This window comes from Brevibacterium sp. CT2-23B, from assembly GCF_013168765.1.
Classification (GTDB): domain Bacteria; phylum Actinomycetota; class Actinomycetes; order Actinomycetales; family Brevibacteriaceae; genus Brevibacterium; species Brevibacterium sediminis.
In genome coordinates, this window is record NZ_JABBYK010000001.1 from 958,906 (window position 1) to 983,128 (window position 24,223).

Sequence of the window (24,223 nt, forward strand, 5' to 3'; positions counted from 1 at the left end):
CGTGTTCTTCAGATCACTTTCGCGTCATCCCATCCACCTATAGCTGGTCATCGCTGACCACCCATTTGAAGTCAGCATTTCCTCAGTACCTCGCCGTGCCGATTCGCTGTGACCTTACCGTCAGAGACCGCAAATTCGCCCCCGACGAGTACTGTTGAGACTCCACTCGCAAGCTGCCAAGGATCGTCATATGTCGAGTTTTCCCGGACTTTGTCAGGATCGAATATAGCCAGGTCAGCAATGTTTCCTCGCGCGACTAGACCGCGATCGACCAACTTCATTTGTTCGGCGGGCTGACTGGTCATCTTGCGGACGGCCTCTTCCAGGGTGATTAGACCTTCGTCGCGCACATACTTGCCCAGTACCCTGGCGAATGTTCCAAACGAACGGGGATGCGGCATACCTTCCCCTTCGGGCTTCAGTGTCCAACCGTCGCTCGCGACCGAGACGAGCGGATGAGAAAGCACCTTCGCGACATCGGCAGGATCCATCGCGTGGTTGACGATTCCCACAGAAGCCCCGTGAGCTCCTAGGACTCGCATCGCAGCTTCTTCTGCGTTGCAACCCTCTGCTCTACCGATCTGCGCGATGGACCTCCCGATTGCCCATGTGTAGTCATCATCATAAGAACCATTTCCAAGAGCAGAGATGACGACCCCCTCGGGATCGATGTCTCTTCCGAATCGAGCAGCCATGTCGCTTGCAATCCTCGACCGCGACACCGGATCAGAGAGTCGTTCCAACAGTGCCTCCTGCCCACCATCCATCGCGTATCCGGGCAGTCTCGAGGTGAGTCTCGTACTTGAGGCTGTGTATGGATAGACGTCGGCTTTGACATCGAGTCCGTCCTCCCGTGCTCGTTCAATCTGTTTCAACGCGAGAGCCGGCGAGCCGTAGTTCTCCGGCCCCATCGCTTTGAGATGGGAGATCTCCAACCTGGCTCCGGCCGCAGTGGCCGCGTCGATGGCTTCGTCGACCGCGGAGAGAAGACTGTGGGACTCATTGCGCATGTGAGTCGAATAGAGCAGGTCGTGCGCTGCGGCTTCTGCTACAAGTGCACCTACTTCGTTCGGCTGAGAATACATTCCTGGAGCGTAGATGAGTCCGCTGGAGAACCCGAATACTCCCGCTGAGGCCGCCTCCGCAACCTGTGCCTTCATCTCTGCCAATTGGGCCGTGTCCGGAACGGCGTCGATCGGTCCCATCACGTACGAGCGGATACTTGACAATCCGACTTGCAGGGCGATGTTAATTCCTGGTCCGATTGTTTGCACTGCCTCTGCGAATCCCTTTGCTCCGGTCCATTCGGCGGTGAATTCTGCGTCGAGGTGGGCATTGTCGCGCTGGATCTGAGCAACTGAGCGTGCTGGAAATGGCGAGGATCCACAGTTTCCGACAAGTGCGGTGGTCACTCCTTGAAGAAGCTGTGTCTCCGCTGCCGGATCAGCCATGACTGAGAAGTCAGAGTGCGAGTGCAGATCGATGAAGCCAGGGGCAAGCACATGGTTGTGAGCATTGATTGTTCGACGCGCCCGTGCTTCGTCCAGCGAATCGACATGGCTTTGCAGCCTTTCGCGCTCCGCCTCGCCAGAAGCAGCCTGGGGAATGTCAGCGACATGGACAATTATTCCGTCGCTGATTCCGACTTCCCCATGGAATCCCGGACGTCCGCTGCCATCGATGATGTGGGCGTTGGTGATGAGAAGATCAAACATTGTTTACCTCGTTTCGACGAAGAGGATGAGGAAGTACATGATGCAAGCGGGGACAAGGAGCATCCATCCGGTGAACAGCATGTTGCGCAGGTTCGTTGACCGTGCGAGTCCCATGACTCCAACCATATTTCCATTCGGGAATGGGCCGTAGGTGTCAGCTTTCGACGCGAAGAGAAGCACAATGACCCACGAACCGGCGCTCACGCCGAGCGTAGTTCCGAGTTCGCCGAAGACCTTGTCGAGCAGAACCACCTGGGCCGCAGTTGCTCCAGGTACACCGACCCAGCCCAGTAGGGCGATGATGATGGTGAAGACGAACGGAGATGCGGATTCGAGCTGTGTGCCGAACAGGTCCATGACGACGTCGAACGGAGCCAGCTTGTCGATAATGATGAAGAGGGCTGCTAGCAACCAGAACAGGATGAAGATACTGATGACCTGTGAACAGCCGCGATAGATGGTTGAGACGATGTCCGCTACTCTCATCCGGCTCGCAATGGCAGTGGCGACACCAAGCACAGGCAATGCAAGCAATGGGAAAGTCGTACCGGCCGATGTGACAGCCGCGAAGACAACAGATACCGCCAAGAGTACGAGAAAGACGAACGTGGGCAACCGCGAACCGGGTGTCTCACCAGATTTCGTTTCCCCTACTTCCTCGTCCGAATAGAAATCATTCTGCTTGGCAGTCCAGCGTTGCATGAGCGCTACTACTGGCACTCCGACCACCAGGGAGAGAAGCGCAATCGGTCCGCCACCGTAAAGGACGTATTGGCCGTAGTTGACTTCTGCCGCTTCCATGATAGCGACGTTCGAACCTGCGAACGGCGCGAGGGCGAGCCCTGCACAGCCGCCGATGAAGAGCATCGATGCGGTGGCCGACTTCGTGTACCCAAGCCGTGCAGTTATCGGGAGCAGAATCGGTGCGGCGATCGCAATGGCACCTGCCAGCGTGCCGAGAGCCGCCACCAAGATCAGGCAGGAGGCCATGACGCCGAATACCATCATGTTCTTGCCGCTTCGTCCGAACACATGCATCACAGTCGAGACGATGCTTTGGGCAACGCCGGTAACTTTGAGAACCTCGCCGACACCTGCACCGAGCATGATGATGAGGCCGATGATCGTGATCTGGTCTGCCAACGACTCACCGAGCATCTCACCGATCTCGATGGCTCCCATTTTGGAGATGATGATGCCTGAGACCACCGCAACGACAGTCGCCACGACGATATCCATCCCAAGGATCGCCAAGACAGCGTAGAGGACGATTGGGAGAAGCCCCCACAGAGTCGGACCATCAGATATGAACGCTGCGACAACGGCGAGGACAACGCCCACCGTAGAGATGACCCAGATCAGCCTTGATCTGCCTGGACTTATCGATGTCTCATACGCGTTGGACGGCTTCTTCGAAGTTGGTGTATCGGGAAGAGCTTCGCTGCTCACTTCGTTCTCCTAATTTGAGAGGTGTTACGTATCAATAGTTGTCTGCTAGATGGTGGACTCGGCAATGATCTCCTCAGTTGTCTGTCCTCGCCTAAGAAGTGCGTATTGCTGCTTTCGGTCGCCGTAGTAGCCATGGATTGGGATCCGCGGCAATAAGTTGTACGAGAAATGGTTGCTGAAGTAGTACGCTCCAGTCTCTGGCACGGCCACAATGTCGCCAGGCTGAAGAGTCGGCAACGTTATGTCTCGTGCTAGAAGGTCTCCGGCAAAACATGCTGGTCCTGCAATATCGTGAGCGACTAGATCGCCCAGCTCCTTGGGTGATCCGTCGGCGTTGAAGGGCAGAATTCGTAACGGCCAATCTTGCGGGGCATAAGCAGTTCGTGTCGCCACCTGAACGCCAGCATGAGTGACTGCAATCTTGCGGTCGCCTGCGGATTTCACGTACTCAACGCGTGTCACAATCGTTCCAGTTTTGGCGAGGAGAGCTCGACCGAACTCTGTCACGAGATCGAAGTCGAACAGTTCAGGGACAGCGGCTTCGAGTGCCTTCCGATAGTCTGCGAATGTTGGAGTGATTTCTTCACCGCCGAAATTGACTGCAAGTCCTCCCCCAATGTCAATTCGCCGGATCTGCTTTTCACTACCTCCACGGCTTGCAGATCGGTCATTGATCTCGTGAGCAAGTGCCACGACCTGCGAAATTCCATGTGCAGCGTGATGAAGACTGACACCTTGCGAGCCTGAATGTACGTGTATCTGCGTCATCCATGGGCGGTCCAGATAGGCTTGAACAACTTCCGCCCGGGTACCAAGATCAGACAGGCCAATACCGAACTTCGAGGTCTTCGATGCTGTGCTTAGTGCTTCGATGTCTCCAGAGCCCGTCTGAGGATTGATCCTCAGACCGATCACTGGCATATTTTCACGGGTCAATTGGTGCTCCCGATCAGACAGAATTTGATCTACCCGGCCGAGTTCGTCGAAGTTGTCGATGTTCATCGACACTCCGAGCTCAAGCCCTTGTCTCAACTCAGACCAGGTCTTTGCTGGTGAGTCGAAAACAATCTTGTCAGGAGAGAACCCAGACGCCAACGCCAGCTCAAGCTCGCCCTTGCTCGCAACCTCACAGCCCGCCCCCATGGCTGCGTACCTTTGGAGTAGCCTCCTGACCGGTGCAGCCTTACACGCAACCGCGTGGAGAGTTGTCCCAGGAATAGCAAAAGCTGCCTCAAGATCTTTGTAGAGGACGTCGACAAGGTCGAGATCGATCAACCCCACTAGTGGCGTCTCGTCGCTCAGGTGAGGCAAACCGGAGCCCGGAACGTTTTGTGCGAGTGAACAAATTGCCTGCGTCCGCTTTGAAACGTGATTGCGTGGGAGAGATTCGGTCGGCGTTGCACTGAAAGTCGTTGGCATGTTCCTCATAATATGCACCGCTTGGTGGCTAGATGCCACAATACATTCACAGCATTTGATCTGCACCATTGTGCATAAGTCACAACCATTGCCTCTATGTCAACGTCATGGCTCCTAGGGCAAACTGATCAAATGCAGGATGCACTCTGCATTCAAACCAAGAGGATAGGTCTCACTAGGGATCGAGCGAAGTCAGATTTCTCAGTCTGTTCGCCCCGCAGTGTCATGGGAATGCACCAAGTTTCACTTAAGTGGTGTTCGCAACACCGAACTATGCAAATCGACTTGGACCGGCGGATCTGAGGCGAGAGGGTAAGGAGCGCCTCCTTAGGAGGTTTCGGTCATGACTACCTCGTGTTCGAACCATTCGTGAGTAAAGGTTCGCGTCCCATTGAGCAACCGATTCAGACATAGACGGGCCATTGCCGCTCCGAATTCCTTTGCGCGGACGTTAAGAGCGACGTCGCAATCGATGAGTCGGGTTTCAATTTCACTCGTCGTCAGAACTGCCGTGCGTATTGACGCCGGTTCAATAAGTTCGGTGTACAGCTTCTGGGAACGTGCGGCCATCGACAGAAGCGTCCCTCCGTGAACAATCAGATCATACGATTTCCCGTCGCTGATTCGTCGTGAGAAGTCGTCAGAAAACAACCACGAATTTGGGTCTGGAGAGACCGTGAACACATCAGGTTCCAACCCCCGCACGGTACACCAATGCTCGAACGAGTCGATGAGCATCTGAGACCACGAATACTTGTCCAGAGGCTCGAACGCGATGAGGAATGGCGAAGTCACTTCACGTTGCTGTTCGAGCCCCTCGAGCGCCTCCGTTAGCATCTCCCAATAGTCAATCTCGATCAGTCCAGCCAACCGACTGTCCGGCAATCCCTCAATTCGACCAGCGGTAAATACAGTCGACCCATTATCCAGATTCTCGCGCAACGGACCGTCGCCCATGCATGCGTCGACGACCACCACCGCAGCGAACTGTGTCCACCTCCGCGGTTCCTTCGCATCGGAAATGATCGTCAGGTCGTACCCATACTGTCCCAGCTCATCTGCGACCGACATCGCAAATGCCATATAGAACTCCATCCCCAGCACCCGCCGGGGAATGTAGATCCCGACGTTGAGGCTCGACCCGCTACGAAGGGACTGCGCGGGTCGATTTGGCGAGTATCCCAATTCGGCCGCGCCCTTGAGAATCTTGGAACGTGTGGCCTCGGCCACTCTCCCTTGCCCACGTAGCGCATCGGACACCGTTGTCACGGACAATCCGACATGAGCGGCGAGATCGTGCAACGTGGGCGAGGGGCGCGTCATATGGGAACAGTATCAGCACCTTTCAAGGGCGTAGGACTTTTGGCTCGTCTCTCTGTCGGACAATCGTTAACGGCAGAACCCTTGACACGGAACCAACGGGCATGACTACACTTCATCAATGCCGGAACGTTCCGGCATGTGGCAGTCAAACGTCTCGAAGGTTGATGCACATGTCAAAGAAGACAAGTCCCACCCGAATGGTCAGAGCAATAATTGCTCTTGCCACCGTCCTCATACTCTTCCCACCCCTGCATTGGATCTTTGACCGAGGCTGGTGGTCATTTGCCTACATCGTTGGCAGTTCCATTCTCGTCGCGGCGTTGGTTCTCATCCTCAACAGAATCACTCTCACTATTGAGGGAGGCGATTGAGCATGTGGATCACGTTCGGCATGATTGCCGCCTTCTTCATTTTCGTCATCATCGTCATGGAGCGCACCTCAGCCAAAGACTCGTCCTTTTCTGACTACGCAACTGGCGGCCGGTCGTTCAACTCCGTCTACGGAACCGCCGCGTTCATCAATACCTGGTTGCCGGGTACTGTCTTCATTTCGTTCGCAGGGCTCACTGCTGGCAGCGGCGTGACAGGGTTCTATCTGGTCCAGTACAGCGTCTTTGCCGCCATCATCATGTTCTTGTTGGCCAAGCCCGCCTACCTCTGGGGAAAACGTTACGATCTCCGTACCCAAGCAGACTTGCTCGGACTCCGCTATGGCTCGACCCCTGTCCGCGTTATCGCAGCAATCATCGGGGTTATTGCATCAGTCCCATGGGTCGTTCTGGGAATGCAGTCGCTTGCGCTCATTTTCAGCTTCTCGTCTGACGGAGTCATAGGGCCTGTGCTCGCCGTCGTCTTGGGTGTCATCGTCTTGACTATCCGACAGATCTGGACGGTCAAGTTCGGTATGCGAGGGGTAATGATCTCCGACCTGATTCAGGGAATCGCCGCGTATTTGATTGGGTTCGTTGTCATCTTCGGGCTCATCGTCTGGCTCATCGCCAACAACCACGGGTTCGCCCAAGTCGACCCTGCGCTCCTCATTCTGCCCGGGCCAGGAAGCGAGCTCGGTCCGCTCTATTTGTTTTCGCTCGTTCTTACTGGAGCACTGGGCGGATGGTGCTGGCCGGACATCTTCGTTCGCCTCTTCACACAGAACGGTGTGAGCACCATCCGGCGCACATCCGTCCAGGCAGTTCCGATCCTGCTCATCTTCGCCACCGCTCTTAACGTGATGGTACTGCTGGCTTCCTCAGTGCCAGAAGTCGCCGCAGCACCGGATACTGTGTGGTTCGTCTTGGCTTCGTTCGGAGGTCCTCTACTGCTCGGCCTCGCCGGCATCTGCGTGCTGTGCGGCTCAATGGGCAACGTCGGCGCGAACCTCCAGGCAATCGGAGCCATGACCGCCAACGACATCATAGGACCGATGAGGAAGCAAGAGATTCAGAACGCACGTATCGGCAAGATCTCCGTTGCTGCTATCACGATCCTTTCATCACTCGGAGCGCTGGCAACCGCATCTACCACAACAGGGCTCGTGCTGTGGGCCCAAGTTTCCTACCAAGGCATCTGCCAGCTCGCCCCGACACTGTTCCTGGGCATCTTCTGGCGACGAACAACTGCGCTCAGCGCCGTCCTGGGAATGGTGCTCGGCTTCGGTACCGCCGCGATCGTGCAGATCTTCTATCCGATCTCCGTGCCCTGGCTGGGCGGGATGACCTCAGGAATCGTCGGACTGATCTTGAACACCGGAGTGATGGTTGCAGTCAGCCTGCTCATGCCCAATAACGCGAGCGAACAGACTCGAGTCAATAACCTCTTCGACGAACTCAACCAGACTCAGAAGGACGAGAAACAAGCATCATGACAAATGCAGAACACGCGACTAAACGCAGGACCGGGTACATTTGGCACGAACGCTTCGGATGGCACGATACTTCTACCCACGTCGGCTTCCTCCCCGCAGGCGGCTTGCTTCAGCCGCTTGAGCACTTGGAAAGCTCGGCGTCGAAAACGCGAATGGCGAGCCTCATCGAGGTCAGCGGCCTTCGGAGAAATCTGACCGACTTGGAATTTGGCCCTGCCACAAAAGAACAAATCCTCTCGGTACACATGGAAGACTACGTCGACCGCATCATCGATCAGAGCAATTCAGGAGGCGGTGACGCCGGTGACGGCACCTCGCCCTTTGGCCCCGGCAGCTATGAAATCGCACAGATGGCGGCCGGCGCAACAACATCGGCGCTCCTCAACGTGCTTGACGGTACCGTCGACAACTCGTACGCGCTCGTACGACCCCCAGGCCACCACGCGGAGCCCCACCAGGGTCGCGGGTTCTGCATATTCTCGAATGTCAGCATCGCAATCAACGAAGCCAGACGTCAGGAAAAGGCACGCCGAATAGCCATCGTCGACATCGATGTCCACCACGGTAACGGAGCACAGAAAATCTTTTGGGATGATCCGGAGGTACTGACGATCTCCGTCCACCAAGACCGCCTGTTTCCTCTGGACAGTGGAATGTTCGACGAGACCGGGAGTGAAGAAGGCAAGCGAACCAACATCAATCTTCCGCTTCCCGCCGGCTGCGGCAACGGCGCGTATGTTGGCACTGTGACCGAGAACGTCGTCCCAGCTCTCGAAGCGTTTCGCCCCGAAGTGATCATCGTCAGCTGCGGATTCGACGCGTCGATGGCAGACCCTTTGGGTCGGATGTGCGTTACAGCCGCAGGCTATGCGCAGATAACTAATGTCCTCATGTCTGCGGCCAATTTACTCTGCGAAGGAAAGCTCGTCTTCTCGCATGAGGGAGGCTACTCACCTGCATACGTCCCTCTCTGCGGACTAGCTGTCGTCGAAACTCTAGCTGGCATCGAGAAACTCACTCCCGATCCGTTCGTCTGGGCATTCGACGAGTACCCCGTTCACGAGGTAACTCATGATCAACGGGATGCAATAGACCAAGGGCACTGTGTCGTTCAAGAGGCAATTAAGTCGATGCGCTATGGCGCAGACCGATCCACCAAGCCAACCTGAGGGGCCCGCTCATCTCGGCATGAACAGACCCCTCAGGTTGGCGATTCAAATTGGCTCAGAAGGGCTGGTGGTCCTGTTCAACAATGAACGAATATTCCTCACCAATCTCCTGCTCGAGAGCCAACTGCGCTCCTAGCTCACCAATCGCAGGCGAAGTCTTGAATCCCTTCCCCGAGAAGCCAGCCATGACGAGGACTTTGTCCATGGACGGATGCCGACCCACATACTCGATGCGAGACTGCGTATATGACTCGAAGTAGGGGTTAATTCTCATTGGATACGACTCGAGGCTTGGGAAGAAGTCGTGGACTAGTTCGCGCACCGCGGTCAAGTCTGATTCACTAACTCGGACGTCGGCGTTGTCAGGAGATTCGACCACCGTGTGATTGGCAAACCCCAGTCCGAGCTTCATCGCCGATCCGTCGGCCGTCGGGAGTCCGTACGAGTAGTTCGGGGCAGCCCTGATGTATGGCATGAGTCCGGAAAGCTCACGACCGGGGCGCGGAAGGAACCACGTCGACAGCAGCCTACGCGGAGCCAGCAACGGTGCCATTTCGGGTAGCAATACAGACGTCCACGCCCCGGCCGCTACGACCACTTTGTCGAACAGTTCGTCGCTGTCGTTAGTCTTCACTTGCACCTGTGCCCCGCGCTGTTCAATCCCAGTCACTCTGGACTCTGTGCGAATCGACGCCCCTAGTCTGATTGCAGCGTTTGCTGAGGCTTGGATCGCACGATCTGGATAGATGGTCCCAGCGTCTCGGTCGAGGACCCCGAACTCGTTCTCATGAAGCTTGAAGTCCGGATATCGAAGCTTCATCTCGTCCAGCGAATGCACCTCAGATCGGTCGCCGAGGAGCTCGGCTGATTCCAGAGCTGTAGTCGATGCAACAGTGCCTTCTTCGACAATCGTCAGTGCTCCATCGAGGGAACGGAGTCGCGGGAGGGCCGTCTCCTGCAGCTCATTCCAGAGTTCGTCAGCGCGTTGAACCACTGGGAAGTAACGCATGTCTTCGAGCTCGATGTACCTGAACAGACGCGATTCGCCGCCTGCGGCTCCCCGTGGATGCCCGGGACTGTAGAGCTCGTAGCCACTTGCATCGACGCCTCGCCGAGCTAGCTGCCACAGCACCTGCGAGCCGATGGTTCCCGTTCCGATGACTGCAATGCGAGGGGTGTTCATACGGTCCTCTTCCTTCAGTTTCTTCAGTCAGTCCAGCCCGGCGTACAGGTTTCGCTGTAGAGGCTTGCGCACGAGCAAGAGGACCAGTCCGACGAGAACGGCGACAGTGCCGATACCGGCGAAATACGCATTGTTCGGGATGGCCGCGAACAGTTGTCCAAGCAGGCCCGAGAGCGATGAGCCGAGCGCCAGCGTCAGGAAGTTCACTGCGACCATCTGAGCAGTGAAGGCTTTGGGCGCGATTTGAGTCGCAAGCGCAAGTCCGATGGGCCCCACGAAGTTCTCAGAACTACCGACGATCACCATGAAGAGCAGGACCAGAAGCACTGGAATCGCTTCCTGGTACACCAACGCGGAGATGAAAAGGATGAAGAAGAAGCCCACGCCGATCTGGATCATTCCGATGGAGAACTTCGCTCCGGCCCGTGGTTGCCGGGCACCCAGCTTTTTCCACAAGGACGCGATGAGCGGCGCGGCCAACACACCTGCCAACGGGCTGACCATGGCGACCCACCCGACCGGGAACGACCATCCACCGAGGTCACGATCCACCCGGTCCTGGATGAGGATCGAGACGGCGGTGAACTTCTGGAACAGGAAGCCGAAGTACAGACCAGCCGCGAGGAACAAGGGAATATACGCTCCAACTCGCCTCTTCTCCGAGCGGGAGACTTTCTTCGACGCGAGCATGACTCCGAAATAGATCGCTGCCGCGACAAGGGCGACCACAGTGGCGACGGTGGAGAGGCTCTCTGCCGCAAGAAGACCGGTCGACGCGGCGATGATGATGGCGATGATGGCGACAACGGTCAGGACGATGGCGTTACGTCCGCCAACACGTGAAAGGGGTCGAGTGATCTGAGCGGCGCGTTCAGGGAGATTCCGCGATGAGAATACGTACTGAACGAGGGCGACGATCATTCCAATTGCAGCGAGAGCAAATCCGGGGTGGAAGCCCCAGCTCTCTTGTACAAAACCTGTCGCGAGGGGACCGAGGACCGCGCCGGTGTTGATCGCCATGTAGAAATACGAGAATCCGGCGTCTCTCCTGGCGTCGGTTTCGTTCTCGAGCACGAAGCCGACGATCGACGTGATGTTGGTCTTCAGCGCTCCCGTGCCCAGGATAATGAGGACGAGACCAACTGAGAGCCCTGGCATTCCCGCGACGAATGCCAGCGCGAGGTGGCCGAGGGCGATGACGATTCCACCGATGAGCACGAGCCGCTTCGGGCTGAGGACACGCTCCCCCAGCCATGCGCCGACGAGTTGGGCGATGTACACCGCTCCCCCATATGCACCGACGATGCCGGCCGAGGCCGCTGAACCCAGCGCCAACCCTCCTTTGTCGAGCTCATAGAGGAGGTAGAAGGCCAAGATGCTTTGGAGGCCATAAAAGGAGAACCGCTCCCAGAGTTCAGTGAAGGCCATTCCTCCAACGCTTCGCGCACGGGCCCGGCGCGCCTCTGGCTTCACGTCATTGTGGATCGATGTCAACGTCTTCCTTCTTTCATGGGAGCAGCGTCATTGGTGCAAACAGCAGGTCTTAGTACGTCGGCGGAGCCATCATCCACACCACACGTGCGGTCGCGGTGCCGGTGGCTTCGGCCACCTTGTGGGGCCGGTCGCTCTTGTAGTGAAGCGAATCCAATTCGGCCAGTCGGTTCGTCGTGCCGTCGACGGTGACCTCGACCTCGCCTTCGATGACGAGAAGGATCTCCTCTGAGGCCCCATGGGTGTAGGGCTCGACTCCGGTGTCGCCTCCCGGCTCGAAATGCCCCACGAGCACTTCAAGATGGTCGAAGTGGGACGGAGATATCTTGACCTTGGACGCCTCGTTCCCGAATCTCTTGCGTGCGGCATCCGCGAACCGGAGTACTGGACTGCTTTCAGCATTCGGTTCATTGAACAGGTCGCCGACGTTGAGTCGAATCACACCGCAGACGCTCTGGAGGGTCGCCACGCTTCCCATTGCAATGCCGCGCTCAAGCTGAGATAGATACCCCGTGGTGATGCCGGCTTCCTCTGCGACGTCCTTGAGGGTCAGCTGTAGCGCCAAACGACGTTTCCTTAAGCGCTCTCCGAGAAGATTCTCACTCTGTGGCTCAGATCTCATTTACCAAAAGTACAATTGTTTTTACTCTGAAGTCAATCAGGTTGAGTCGGCCTCCGTCTCGCCGATGGAAGTTGCAGGCCAAGGCGAACTTGATCGCTCGATCCTAAGACAGGCACAAAAGATCTCGCTCAGCTCGACCCCAGGCACGTACAAGTTCGTTCCATAGAGGACCATCCCGAGCTGCCATCGCTCGGTAAGTTTAAAGTAATTACCTTTACACCATTGCAATCTCTTATCCGTGTGTCTAGCATCACAGTATGGCGACGGCGAAGCACCTAGAGATCCGCGAGAGCATCGAAGCAGATATCCACAGAGGGCTCTTCGACGTGGGGCAGAAACTTCCCACGGAGAAGGAGCTCATGGAGCGTTTTGGCGTCAGTCGCAACCCCGTGCAGAAGGCCATGAACGCCCTGGTTGAAGCTGGCCTCGTCTCTCGCAAACGCGGTTCCGGAACGATCGTCGCCTCAACTGGACTGCGCACCAACCTGCTCCGGATGATGGATCCTTCGCTGACTAGCCCAGAGGTCGACGGCGACCACAAAGTCGTCAGCGTCGAAGTGTCCTCAGCCGAATCATTTCCGCTCAGTCGAAACGTGTTCCCAAAAGGGCAGCCGACAGCTTCGCTGACGAGGATGAAATACAGCGCCGATGGTCAACCACTGGCTCTTGAACGGTGCTGCATCAACCTCAGCCGTGCGCCAGAAGTCCTCTCGCAGAACCTGGAACACCTGACGACAATCGCGTACTACAACTCTCTCGGCCTTGGGATCAGACGAGCAAACACCGTCCTCAGGGCAGCTCTCCTGGAAACGTTCGACGCCAGCCATCTCGAGATTCCTCCCTCGGAGCCAGTCGTCTGTCAACAGCGCACCACCCATCTGGTCGATGACTCCATCATCGAGGTTGCCGAGTTCTACATCCACCCCCGCAATATGACTCTGGAGGTCAGTCAAATTGATAACAGCTAACCCCGAGAAGGTCGCCGTCATCGGTGCCGGCATCATCGGAACAATGACCGCATGGCAATTGGCCACCCGCGGATACGCCGTCACCGTGTTCGATCAGTGGAACTCCCCCAACGACCGGGGTGCATCAGCTGGCGAATCACGAATCTTTCGGACCATCTACAAGGAGGGCCCGGAATACGTGCCCATCCTGAGGAAGTCCTTCGATAAGTGGCAAGAGCTTCAGACGAATCAGAATACTTCCGTGCTCACCATGTGCGGAGGTCTCATGATCGGCCATCCCGACGTTGAAGACGTTGCCGCCGTCATCGACTGTGCACAGGCCGCGGACCTCGACCATAAAGTGCTCTCGCAATCGGAGATGGCGAAAAGGTACCCACAGTTTGGGCTCGACAGCGATGAAGTCGGCGTCTTCGATCCGGTTGCCGGAGTGTTTCGACCAGAAGCTGCCGTCCTCGCCGCCCGCAAGGAAGCCGAGCGGCTCGGGGCAAACTTTAAGACCTATACCAGAGTGCTCAACTTCCGCTCACTGAGCCACTCTGTCATGGTCGACACCGCCGATGGATCGCATGCATTCGACAAGATCGTCGTCTCCACCGGCCCATGGGTGAACGAACTGACCGAGTTCGACTCCAGCACCGTCGAAGCATTGCGCTTGGTCGCCATGTGGTTCCCAGCCAAAGACGTCCCCTTGCACACGCCAGAACACATGCCGATCTCCATCCGACGACACCCAGAAGGCGGATTCTCCTGCTTCCCTGCCCTCGACGGACTCGGAATCAAGATTCTGCCCCACCACCTCGCGTGGAAGACACTCGACTCGGTCGATGACCTCCCCCGATTCATCGAGAACGAAGTCGTCCAATCAACCGAACACGCCGTGGCCCGCCTCATGGCAGGAGTCGACCCCATTCCCTACCGCGTATCCACGTGGACAGAAGGATTCACCATCGACGGTGCACCGATCGTCGGCCCTTCGAGCGCCGACCCACGCATCGTTCTAGCTGTGGGCATGTCCGGTCAAGGCTTCAAATTCTCACCGATGATGGGCTCCATCGTCAGCGACTTCGTCGAAACGGGCACCTCATCAGATGCGATCGCAATCATGGACTCTCAGCGCTTTGATCGGAGCCCGTCATGAACATCGGCACAACGGTCCTCATCTCAGCCACAGCTGCCGTCGTCGTCGGCATCGGAGCCCTCATCTCGTTCTATGTCGGCAAACGAGCCAAATCCAACGACTCCTGGGTCGTCGGCGGCCGCAACCTCCCGCTCTACGTCATTGCATTCACCCAATACGCCACGGCCGTCGGCGGCGGCGTACTCGTCGCCCACGTCGGCATCGCCTACGCGTGGGGCCTATCGGTTTTCTGGTACGAACTCTTCGTCATCATCGGCCTCCTCGTCATCGCGATCTTCGCCGGATGGCTGCGCCGCCGAACCTTCTCCACCATCCCCGAGGTCTTCACGAAACTCTACGGCGAGCACCGACTAATGCTCTCCATGGTCGCGCTGGCCGTCATCGTCGTCCCATTCGGATGGTTGGCCACCCAGTTCATCGCCTTCGCCAACCTCTTCAACGCAGTGACAGGCATCGGGATCACGCCACTGATCATCATCATGGCCGTGGTCTCCATCGCCTTCGTCCTCCCCGGCGGGTTGACATCGGTCGCGTGGTCCGACTTCTTCTTCGGCATCTTCATGGTCATCGCATCCATCGTCGTAGGCGCATACGCGATCATAAACGCCGGCGGACCGTCGACGATCGTGAAGAATCTCCCGGCCGAGCTGACCATGATGCCCACCGGACTCACGGCCGCAGGTGGACTGACGATCCTGCTGTGGCTGTTCTCCATCCTCCCAGGAACGCTGACCAACCAGCTCTACTACCAGCGGATCTTCGCCGCCAGCAACGTCAAACAGGCCCGACAGGGCCTCTACCTCAGCAGCATCCTCATCGGAATCTCCGGCATCTACGCACTCATCGTCGGAGTCTCGGTGCGCAGTATGACCGACCAGTTCGGCGTCGACGGGCGCGAACAGGCAGCAGGCTGGTTCCTCGCCCAATTGCCAGTCGGGCTCATCGCGATCTACGGTGCGTTCCTCATGGCCACGATCGTCTCAACTACCGGGTCGGCACTGCACTCAGTCGTGGTCAACTTGGTCAACGATCTCAGGCCAGCGTTCGTCAAGCACAAGGACACATCTTCCGACCTCGTTGCGATGTCTCGCTGGTGCACCGTCGCGGTCTCGGCAATCGCTGCAGTCCTTGCCATCGTCTTCCCCACAGCCCTCAACTGGCTCGTCGCAACGTACGCCTACTCGGCCTCGATGCTGGCCGTGCCGTTCCTCCTCGGCATGATTTTGACCAACCAACGGAAACTCGACGTATCAGTCGGATACGTCTCCATGGCGGCCGGCCTCGTCGTATGCACAATCGCCCACATCGCAGGAACCATCATTCCTTACGCAATCTTCGGCATCATCGCGAGCCTCATCGCCTACCTGATCATGCTTGCCGTGAAGAAACCGCAAGCCCGAACACTCTCCGAAAAAGCAGGAGCCCTTTCATGAAGATACTCGTCGTCGGTGCAGGAGTCCTCGGACTCACCACCGCATTCAACCTCGTCGAAGACGGACATGACGTCACGATCGTCGACAAGACAGGACCATACGCACAAGCAAGCAGTCGCTCATTCGCCTGGATCAACGCCAACCACAAACTCCCCGACGAATACCACCAGCTCAACCGTGCCGGCATCGCGGCTCACGAGGAGTTCCAGAAACGATTCGCCAGTCACGGAACCTGGTTGCACCAGCATGGGTGCATCATGTTCGACAGCGCACCCGATAAGACGACTGGATTGGACGAGCGATTCACTGAATCGGCGGAGCTTGATTACCCGGTCGAACGAATCGACTCTGGCCGCCTTGGCGAGCTCGAACCCACCGTCAACTGGCCGACAGATTCAGGGCTGTTCTTCCCCCTAGAAGCTCACCTGGACAACGAAACCTTCGGCAATCTCGTCAAAGACTTCCTCGAAAACGCCAACGTCGCACCGGAAGTTGCAGAAGTTGCCCGCGTGGAAACCAACGCTGACGGGGCGACAGTGGAATTCGCAGACGGAGGCACCCGGAGCTTCGACCAAGTGATCATCGCAGCCGGCGCAGACTCCGGAGCAGTCGCAGACCGTTCCGGCCTCCTGCTACCTGTGGCAGATCTATCGCAGCCCGGACCACGGACGCACAGTCTGCTGGGTGTCACTGCTCCCACAGACGTGAGTCTCAACCGAATCATCATTTCCGACAAGATCAACGTACGACCCCGTCGAGACGGCAGCATGTTCGTCCAGATTCCTTCAGTGGAAGCTCGAACCGAAGAAGGAGAGAGCCCGGAGCTGCTCGACGAGGTCCGGGTCGTCATGGAAGCCGAGCTTCAGACACTCTTCGGAAAGCGTATTCCGGTGGGTCGCGTCATCTTCAGCGGAAGAAGCTTCCCCGAAGATGGGCTGAGCATCGTCGGATACCTCGACGAACACCACCGGGCTTATTCGTTAGTCACCCACAGCGGGATGACAATGGCTCCTCTGCTGGGACGGCTCGTCGCTGATGAAGTTCGAGGCGACAGTTCGCACCTCCTTAGTACGTTTCGTCCGTCACGCTTCACAAAGGGAATCACCCAGGAGTCGCCGACGAACTTTATTGGCCGACAGTAGTAGCCGCTGGTGTGGAGTGGCCGAACAAGTTCTTCTCCCCAGGCACCGCTAAATTCAAACATCGGCCGTATCTCAAAGCAGTAGAATCAGATGCAATTTTAGCTCGTAGGAGAAGGCGCTGAGCTGGCCTGGACGCGGTTCGACCACGCCCGGTCTCATATCAGTGCATTGTCTGGAGAGTAAAGACACCTCAAACCTGTTGGCCACACACTCAGCATATTGGGCGTCGAATACTTGCGCGTACTAGTCGAAATCGTGAGTATTGACCCATTTGGCGACCGACTCCGACCGTCGTCTGCTGCTGGAATGCTCACGCTTCCCGACAATCCCGCGCGACAGCGACCGTCCCTCACCCTTCGCCGCACAGCGCACTGTTGCAACGAGGCGATCTGCCACGAACGGTGACGGATTCCTTGGCAGCGGTGTGTTTAGTCACGAACGGTGACGGATGCCGAACTGCGTGGAGGACGTGACGCGAACGGTGAGGGATGCTCGATCAACGGCACCGTCACACGCGCCCGGGCACGACGAAGGCCGGTGGGAACAAATCCCACCGGCCTTCGATCAGCTCCGGCTCAGCGCCCCAGCGCGAACCGACTGCCGCGAGTCGCAGACTCACAGCGCAGCCTGGTGCGGCGAAGTCGCCGCTCAGGCCTCGTCTCCTGCGATCAGGCTTCTGCGAGCTGACGCAGAACGTACTGCAGGATGCCGCCGTTGCGGTAGTAGTCGGCTTCACCCGGGGTGTCGATGCGGACGACGGCGTCGAATTCGACCTTTGTGCCGTCTTCCTTTTCGGCGGTGACCTTGACGGTCGCCGGGGTCTTGCCCTCGTTGAGCTCCGTGACGCCTTCGATGGAGAAGGTCTCGGTGCCGTCGAGTCCGAGCGAATCAGCGGATTCGCCGGCGGGGAACTGCAGCGGCAGAACGCCCATGCCGATGAGGTTCGAGCGGTGGATGCGCTCGAAGCTTTCGGTGATGACGGCTTCGACGCCGAGCAGCTTCGTGCCCTTGGCAGCCCAGTCACGCGAGGATCCCGAGCCGTACTCCTTGCCACCGAGGACGACCAGCGGGGTGCCGGCAGCCTGGTAGTTCACGGAGGCGTCGTAGATCGTGGTCTGCGGTCCGCCCTCCTGCGAGAAGTCGCGGGTGAAGCCACCCTGGACTCCGTCGAGGAGCTGGTTCTGCAGACGGATGTTCGCGAAGGTTCCGCGGATCATGACTTCGTGGTTGCCGCGACGCGAGCCGTAGGAGTTGAAGTCCTTGCGCTCGACGCCGTGCTCGACGAGGTACTTGCCGGCCGGGGTATCGGCCTTGAAGGAACCTGCGGGCGAGATGTGGTCGGTGGTCACCGAGTCGCCGAGCTTCGCGAGCACGCGGGCGCCCTTGATGTCCTTGACGGCTTCGGGCTTGAGACCCATGCCGTCGAAGAAAGTGGGCTTGCGCACGTAGGTCGACTCGTCGTCCCACTCGAAGACCTTGCCCTCGGGGGTGTCGAGCTGCTGCCAGCGCTCGTCACCGTCGAAGATGCGACCGTATTCGTTGTCGAACATATCGGTCGAGATCGAATCGGCGATGACCGACTCAACCTCTTCAGGCGAGGGCCACAGGTCGGCCAGATAGACGTCGACGCCGTCCGAGTCCTTGCCCAGGGGCTGGTTCTCGAAGTCGAAGTCCATGGTGCCGGCCAGTGCGTAGGCGATGACCAGCGGAGGCGAAGCGAGGTAGTTCATCTTCACGTCCGGGCTGATGCGGCCCTCGAAGTTGCGGTTGCCCGACAGGACTGCGGTGACCGAGAGGTCGTTGTCCTGGATGCTGTTCGAGATCTCCGAGTCCAGCGGACCGGAGTTGCCGATGCAGGTGGTGCAGCCGTAGCCGACGATGTAGAAGTTCAGCGCTTCGAGGTCCTCGATGAGGCCGGCCTTGTTGTAGTACTCGGTGACGACCTTCGAACCCGGTGCGATCGAGGTCTTGACCCACGGCTTCGAGTTGAGTCCGCGCTTGCGGGCATTGCGTGCCAGCAGGCCGGCGGCCATCATCACCGAGGGGTTCGAGGTGTTGGTGCAGGACGTGATCGAAGCGATCGCCACGGCACCGTTGGCCAGCTCGAAGTTGCGTCCGTCAGCGGTGCTGACGTCCACGGACTTCGACTCCTCGCCGGGAGCGGCGTAGTTGTGGATGTCCTTGGCGAACTGGCTCTTGGCATCGGAGAGCTCGATGCGGTCCTGCGGGCGCTTCGGTCCGGAGATCGAGGGCACCACGGTGGACAGGTCGAGTTCGAGGTACTCGGAGTACTCGACTTCGTTCTCCGGATCGTGCCAGAGTCCCTGCGTCTTGGCGTAGTCCTCGACGAGCTGGATCTGCTCTTCCGAACGGCCGGTGAGCTTGAGGTAGTCGATGGTGACTTCGTCGATCGGGAAGATCGCGGCGGTCGAACCGAACTCGGGGCTCATGTTGCCGATGGTGGCGCGGTTGGCCAGCGGCACCTCGGCGACGCCCTTGCCGTAGAACTCGACGAACTTGCCGACGGCTCCGTGCTGGCGGAGCATATCGGTGATCGTGAGCACAACGTCGGTTGCGGTGACACCCGAGGGGATCTCACCGGTGAGCTTGAAGCCGACGACGCGCGGGATGAGCATCGACACGGGCTGGCCGAGCATGGCGGCCTCTGCCTCGATGCCGCCGACGCCCCAACCGAGCACACCGAGGCCGTTGACCATCGTGGTGTGCGAGTCGGTGCCGACCAGGGTGTCCGGGTAGGCCCGGAGGACTCCGCCGACCTCGCGCGGCATGACCACGCGAGCCAGGTGCTCGATGTTGACCTGGTGAACGATGCCCATGCCCGGAGGCACGACCTTGAAGTCTTCGAATGCGGTCTGGCCCCAGCGCAGGAACTGGTAGCGCTCACCGTTGCGCTGGTATTCGATGTCCATGTTGAGCTCGACGGCGTCAGCGGTGCCGAAGCGGTCGATCTGCACCGAGTGGTCGATGACCAGCTCGGCCGGAGCCAGCGGGTTGACCTGATCCGGGCTGCCGCCGAGCTCGACGACCTTCTCGCGCATGGTGGCGAGGTCGACGATGCAGGGCACACCGGTGAAGTCCTGCATCACCACGCGGGCGGGGGTGAACTGGATCTCCGTATCGGGTTCGGCATTGGGGTCCCAGCTGCCGAGGGCTTCAATATGTTCCGAAGTGATGTTTGCGCCGTCTTCCGTGCGCAGCAGGTTCTCCAACAGCACCTTGAGGCTGAAGGGAAGCTTCTCCGACCCTTTGACCTGGTCCAGGCGATAGATCTCATAATCCTTATCGCCTACGGTCAGGGTGCTCTTCGATTTGAACGTATCGACGTTGCTCATCGTGATTCTCCTGTTTCATCCGACACTCATCCAAGAAACCGGGTCCGTCCGACTCGGCGGTCGGACCCTTGCATCACGCACCGATTTACGCGACACATATGTTTCCAAAAGTATCTTGACGTCAAGATAAATTCTATCGCATTTGAGGGGCTTTGACCACCATGGCACACGGAGGTGCGAAACCCTGCGATCGGGTTTTCCGCAGGCCCTCGTGCGGTCATCACCAGGGCCGCGGCCGGGTCGCGCGGCCTAGCCTGGACAGCACACTCAAAGCAGCAGCGCACTCGCCTGCCACCCCCGAGGAGATCCCATGGACCCGTTCACACTAGGCGCCGGATTCGGCTTCGGCGCACTGCTCGTCGGCATCATCTTCGCCGTCGTCTGCAGCTCATTCGCGAAGGAGAAGGGCCGGTCGGGCGGCTGGTGGGGCCTGTGGGGCTTCCTCACGACGTTCATCGCCCTCATCGCGCTCGTCCTCCTCCCCCGCCGCTCGGTCACCGCCTGAGGTCACCGGTCGGTCACCGCCGGAGCACGGTGACCGTCTCCAGGTGCGAGGTCAGCGGGAAGAGGTCGAAGCCGGTGAGGCTCTCGATCGCGAATCCCCCGCCTGTGAGAGCCGCGAGGTCCCGAGCCAGCGTGGCCGGGTCACAGGACACGTAGACCAGGGTGCGTGCCGCTGATTCGATGATCGCCGAGGTGGCTTTCCTCCCGGCGCCCGCCCGTGGCGGGTCGAGGATGATGACGTCCGAATCGGGCAGTCGGGCTCGATCCACGCTGAGAGCGAGGAATCGGGACTCGAGATCGGCGGCATTGTCTCGAGCATGAGCAATGGCTGTCTCCACCCCTTCGACCCCGAACAGGGGCGCTCCGGTGGCCCGGGCGGCAGTGATGCCGAGGAGCCCGACCCCGCAGTAGAGGTCGGTGATCGCCGCGACATCGGCAGGCAGGGCTGTGACGACCTCCGAGCTGAGCAGTGCGGCCGCATCCCGATGGACCTGCCAGAAGCCGTCGGCGCCGACGGTGAAGTCACGACCGTCGACCGTTTCGGTCAGGGTGTGGTCTCCACGGATCACGCGCAGGGCGGGAGCGGGCGCATGGGAACGACCGCGACCACGGGGACGACCTCCGCGACCACGACCATGACTCTGCTCCGGTCCGGCCGCCTCGGCGAGGAGGGAGAACGACGTCGGCAGCCAGGACTCGATCTCATCGAGGACCTGCGCAGTGGGCCGACCACGGACGATGAGCGCGCCATGGTCGCCGGCCCACGCGAATTCGAGTCGGCGGACTCCCGGCACATGCAGTGTCGTCATGGCGAGGTCGTGCAAGGGCCTGGCGGCCAGAGGGGGCGTGGTCACAGGGATGACCGCATGTGATCTGGGGGCGAGCATTCCGGCACGGCCCTCTTCGTCGACGGCCAGCTGCACGCGGGTGCGCCAGTCCGTGCCGTCCGTCTCGCCCGGCGCGGGAAGCACCTCGGCGGCGCAGTCGATATGTCCGATGCGCTGAAGCTGGGCATTGAGCACCTCGGCCTTGAGCGCGCGGGAATGGGCGAGGTCGACGTGGGCGAATTCCATTCCGCCGAACCCGGCCGAATCCGGCACGGCCCCAGCACCGGGGCCCGCAGCGAACCCCGCACCGGAACCGTCGGCAGAATCACCGGGAACATAGTCGAGACGACGATCGGGGACGCGGTGAGCCGAGGCCTCGATCACCTCGGTGACGGCGGCGCGAAGAAACCGGGCGGGCGGTCCTGCCTCGGTGCGAACTCGGACCTTCTCACCGGGCAGGGCCCCGGAGACGAAGACGACCTGACCGTCGTGTCGGGCGATGGAGGTGCCGCCGGCCGCCGGTGCCTCGATGTCGAGGGTGAGTTCCTGGGCGGGAACCGAAGTGTCGCTCATGCGTGTTCTAGGCCTGTCTGTACAGCGAGGTGTCGGAATCGGGTCCGTCTCCGCCGTACTGTCGAGAGAAGGACTTCAGTCGCCAGGGTACGGAGACCACGACGACGTTGGGCACCAGCAGCAGTCGGGTGCGCAGTTTGAGAGCCACCTGGTTGTGCAGGATGTGCTCCCACCAGCGACCGACGACGAACTGCGGGATGTAGACGATGACGAGGTCCCTGGGCGACCTGCGGCGGATGGCGAGGATATGGGCGAGCATCGGACGGACGAGTTCGCGGTACGGCGATCCGAGCACGGTCAGCGGCACCGGCAGCTCCATCTCGTTCCATCGTTTCTGCAGACCGGCCGCGGCCTCTTCGTCCACGGCCACGGTGACGGCTTCGAGCTGACTCGACCGGGTCACCCGGGCGTAGGAGAGGGCCCGCATCGTCGGTTTGTCGATTTCGCTGACGACGACGATGGCGTGGGTGTTCGACGGGATCGTCCGTGAGTTCACGTCCGCGTCGGGGGCGAGCTCGCGGGCCACCCGCGAATAGTGTCGGTGGATGGCGCCCATGACGAGGTAGAGTCCGGCCATGGCGGCGACCGCCAGCCAGGCGCCGGCGAGGAACTTCGAGACGATGACGACGATGAGGACGCCGGCGGCGAGCACGCAGCCGACGGCGTTGACGACCTGGTTGAAGTGCATGCGCATCCGGGTCTTCGAATCGATGACCAGGCGCAGCCGTTTGCGCCAGTGCAGGACCATTCCCGCTTGGCCGAGGACGAAGCTGGCGAAGACCCCGACGAGGTAGAGCTGGATGAGCACCGTCGCCGAGGCGGACGTGGCGACGACGAGGACGATCGCCGCTGCGGCCAGCAGCAGGATGCCGTTGGAGAAGGTGAGTCGATCGCCCTTCGTCGCCAGCTGCCTTGGCAGGAATTCGTCGCGGGCCAGCCGAGAGGCCAGTCCGGGGAACCCCTCGACCGCAGTGTTCGCAGCGGCGATGAGCACGAGCGCGGTGATGAGGACGACGATGAAGAACATCGCCGGCGCATTGTCGAAGATCGCGTGCGCCAGTTGCGCGAGGACGGGTTCCTGTTCGTATTCGGCGCTGACCGGGCTGCCGTCGCCGCGGACGAGATAGAGATGCGGGTCGTCGACGTATTTGATTCCGGTGGCCGACGCCAGATAGGTCAGCCCTGTGAGCATGAGGGCGGCGAGCAGTCCCGACAGCAGCAGGGTGTTGCCGGCGTTCTTGCCACGCGGCTTCTTGAACGCCGGAACCGCCGTGGCCACGGTCTGCACGCCGGCCAGTGCGACGGCACCGGACGAGAACGCGCGCAGGACGATGAGGACGGTGGCCAGGCCGAGCGTCGCCTGATCGCCGATGTTGCTGTGCACGACCGTGTAGTCGGCGGTCTGGGCGTGCGGGGTGTCACCGAGCCCGACGCGGATGAGACCGACCGACATCGTGAGGAACACGGCACCGAGGAACAGGTAGGTCGGCACGGCCAGCAGCATCGGAGTGGCCCGGGAACCGCGCAGACCGGCGAAGCAGATGAGCAGGATGCCGACGATGGCCACGGGCACACGGTAGGGCGCGAGCATCGGGAACGCCGTGGTGATGTAGGCGGCGAAGACCGTCATCGACACGGCCAGGGTGAGCACATAGTCGACGAGGAGGGCCGCGGCGACGACGAGCCCGGCACCGGAGCCGAGGTTCTTCGAGGCCACCTCGTAGTCACCGCCGCCGGAGGGGTACGCCTTGACGTTGATGCGGTAGCAGGCGACGATCACGAGGATGACGATGCCGACGGCCACACCGATCCAGGGGGCGACGGTCAGGGCCACAAGTGAGGTCAGCGACAGTGCCAGCAGGATCTCATCGGGGGCGTAGGCCACCGAGGAGAGCATGTCGGAGGCGAAGACGGGCATCGCGATGCGCTTCTTCAGCGCAGGCGCACGCCTGTCCTCACTGCGGAAGGGCCGTCCAACGAGTAGTCTTTTGACGGCATCAGAAAAACTGCTGGCCACGGCAACCAATGGTAGATCACTGCGGGAAGGATT

At 59.7% G+C, this 24,223-nt stretch carries 17 protein-coding genes; 7 read left to right on the forward strand and 10 right to left on the reverse strand.

Going from position 1 to position 24,223, the window contains the following annotated elements; all coding sequences use genetic code 11:
* Positions 1–71 precede the first annotated feature (71 nt).
* From HIM68_RS04445 to HIM68_RS04460, 4 genes are all read right to left on the reverse strand, one after another.
* On the reverse strand, positions 72–1,715 hold the full coding sequence (locus HIM68_RS04445; protein WP_172169910.1) for an amidohydrolase family protein: 1,644 nt from the start codon (positions 1,713–1,715) through the stop codon (positions 72–74).
* 3 nt (positions 1,716–1,718) lie between these two features.
* Positions 1,719–3,164 (reverse strand): Na+/H+ antiporter NhaC family protein, encoded by a 1,446-nt coding sequence (locus HIM68_RS04450; RefSeq protein WP_172169913.1) that lies wholly within the window; start codon positions 3,162–3,164, stop codon positions 1,719–1,721.
* Between the two features lie 45 nt (positions 3,165–3,209).
* Positions 3,210–4,583 (reverse strand): diaminopimelate decarboxylase, encoded by a 1,374-nt coding sequence (locus HIM68_RS04455; protein ID WP_172169916.1) that lies wholly within the window; start codon positions 4,581–4,583, stop codon positions 3,210–3,212.
* A gap of 327 nt (positions 4,584–4,910) precedes the next feature.
* Complete coding sequence (locus HIM68_RS04460) at positions 4,911–5,906, reverse strand: LacI family DNA-binding transcriptional regulator (RefSeq protein ID WP_172169919.1); 996 nt, start codon at positions 5,904–5,906, stop codon at positions 4,911–4,913.
* A gap of 373 nt (positions 5,907–6,279) precedes the next feature.
* Between HIM68_RS04460 and HIM68_RS04465 the strand changes: the two genes are divergently transcribed.
* Together HIM68_RS04465 and HIM68_RS04470 are read left to right on the forward strand one after the other, a co-directional pair.
* Positions 6,280–7,770: a sodium:solute symporter gene (locus HIM68_RS04465; RefSeq protein ID WP_172169922.1), complete on the forward strand. Its 1,491-nt coding sequence runs from the start codon at positions 6,280–6,282 to the stop codon at positions 7,768–7,770.
* On the forward strand, positions 7,767–8,939 hold the full coding sequence (locus HIM68_RS04470) for a class II histone deacetylase (RefSeq protein WP_172169925.1): 1,173 nt from the start codon (positions 7,767–7,769) through the stop codon (positions 8,937–8,939). The genes HIM68_RS04465 and HIM68_RS04470 overlap by 4 nt, the downstream gene beginning before the upstream one ends.
* A 55-nt stretch (positions 8,940–8,994) precedes the next feature.
* Here the strand turns inward: HIM68_RS04470 and HIM68_RS04475 are convergent, their stop codons facing one another.
* The 3 genes from HIM68_RS04475 to HIM68_RS04485 all read right to left on the reverse strand — a co-directional run bounded on the left by HIM68_RS04475 (position 8,995) and on the right by HIM68_RS04485 (position 12,235).
* On the reverse strand, positions 8,995–10,122 hold the full coding sequence (locus tag HIM68_RS04475; RefSeq protein WP_172169928.1) for an FAD-dependent oxidoreductase: 1,128 nt from the start codon (positions 10,120–10,122) through the stop codon (positions 8,995–8,997).
* A gap of 27 nt (positions 10,123–10,149) precedes the next feature.
* Positions 10,150–11,550: a peptide MFS transporter gene (locus HIM68_RS04480; protein WP_172169931.1), complete on the reverse strand. Its 1,401-nt coding sequence runs from the start codon at positions 11,548–11,550 to the stop codon at positions 10,150–10,152.
* Between the two features lie 115 nt (positions 11,551–11,665).
* A complete protein-coding gene (locus HIM68_RS04485) occupies positions 11,666–12,235 on the reverse strand; it encodes a helix-turn-helix domain-containing protein (protein WP_172169934.1) in 570 nt (189 codons plus the stop codon).
* A 257-nt stretch (positions 12,236–12,492) separates the two neighbouring features.
* Between HIM68_RS04485 and HIM68_RS04490 the strand changes: the two genes are divergently transcribed.
* From HIM68_RS04490 to HIM68_RS04505, 4 genes are read left to right on the forward strand one after another with little or no spacing between them, the layout of a single operon-like run.
* Entirely contained in the window at positions 12,493–13,203 is a 711-nt protein-coding gene (locus HIM68_RS04490; protein ID WP_172169937.1) for a GntR family transcriptional regulator, read from the forward strand.
* The gene (gene solA, locus HIM68_RS04495; RefSeq protein WP_301539171.1) at positions 13,190–14,341 is read left to right on the forward strand and encodes an N-methyl-L-tryptophan oxidase; all 1,152 of its coding nucleotides are present in this window, start codon (positions 13,190–13,192) and stop codon (positions 14,339–14,341) included. The genes HIM68_RS04490 and solA overlap by 14 nt, the downstream gene beginning before the upstream one ends.
* Positions 14,338–15,774, forward strand: a complete 1,437-nt coding sequence (locus tag HIM68_RS04500; protein WP_172169943.1) for a sodium:solute symporter — start codon at positions 14,338–14,340, stop codon at positions 15,772–15,774. The genes solA and HIM68_RS04500 overlap by 4 nt, the downstream gene beginning before the upstream one ends.
* A complete protein-coding gene (locus tag HIM68_RS04505) occupies positions 15,771–16,916 on the forward strand; it encodes an FAD-binding oxidoreductase (protein WP_172169946.1) in 1,146 nt (381 codons plus the stop codon). The genes HIM68_RS04500 and HIM68_RS04505 overlap by 4 nt, the downstream gene beginning before the upstream one ends.
* A 668-nt stretch (positions 16,917–17,584) precedes the next feature.
* On the opposite strand, the gene acnA is transcribed toward HIM68_RS04505, so the two are convergent.
* Complete coding sequence (gene acnA, locus HIM68_RS04510; protein WP_216656728.1) at positions 17,585–20,269, reverse strand: aconitate hydratase AcnA; 2,685 nt, start codon at positions 20,267–20,269, stop codon at positions 17,585–17,587.
* 310 nt (positions 20,270–20,579) lie between these two features.
* Here acnA and HIM68_RS04515 point away from each other — a divergent pair, with 310 nt between their 5' ends.
* Complete coding sequence (locus tag HIM68_RS04515; RefSeq protein WP_101546980.1) at positions 20,580–20,774, forward strand: hypothetical protein; 195 nt, start codon at positions 20,580–20,582, stop codon at positions 20,772–20,774.
* 13 nt (positions 20,775–20,787) lie between these two features.
* Here the strand turns inward: HIM68_RS04515 and HIM68_RS04520 are convergent, their stop codons facing one another.
* Positions 20,788–22,173 carry a class I SAM-dependent RNA methyltransferase gene (locus HIM68_RS04520; protein WP_172169949.1) on the reverse strand — a complete coding sequence of 462 codons (1,386 nt, stop codon included), beginning with the start codon at positions 22,171–22,173 and terminating at the stop codon, positions 20,788–20,790.
* A gap of 7 nt (positions 22,174–22,180) precedes the next feature.
* Positions 22,181–24,190 (reverse strand): APC family permease, encoded by a 2,010-nt coding sequence (locus HIM68_RS04525; RefSeq protein ID WP_367647426.1) that lies wholly within the window; start codon positions 24,188–24,190, stop codon positions 22,181–22,183.
* Positions 24,191–24,223: the final 33 nt, after the last annotated feature.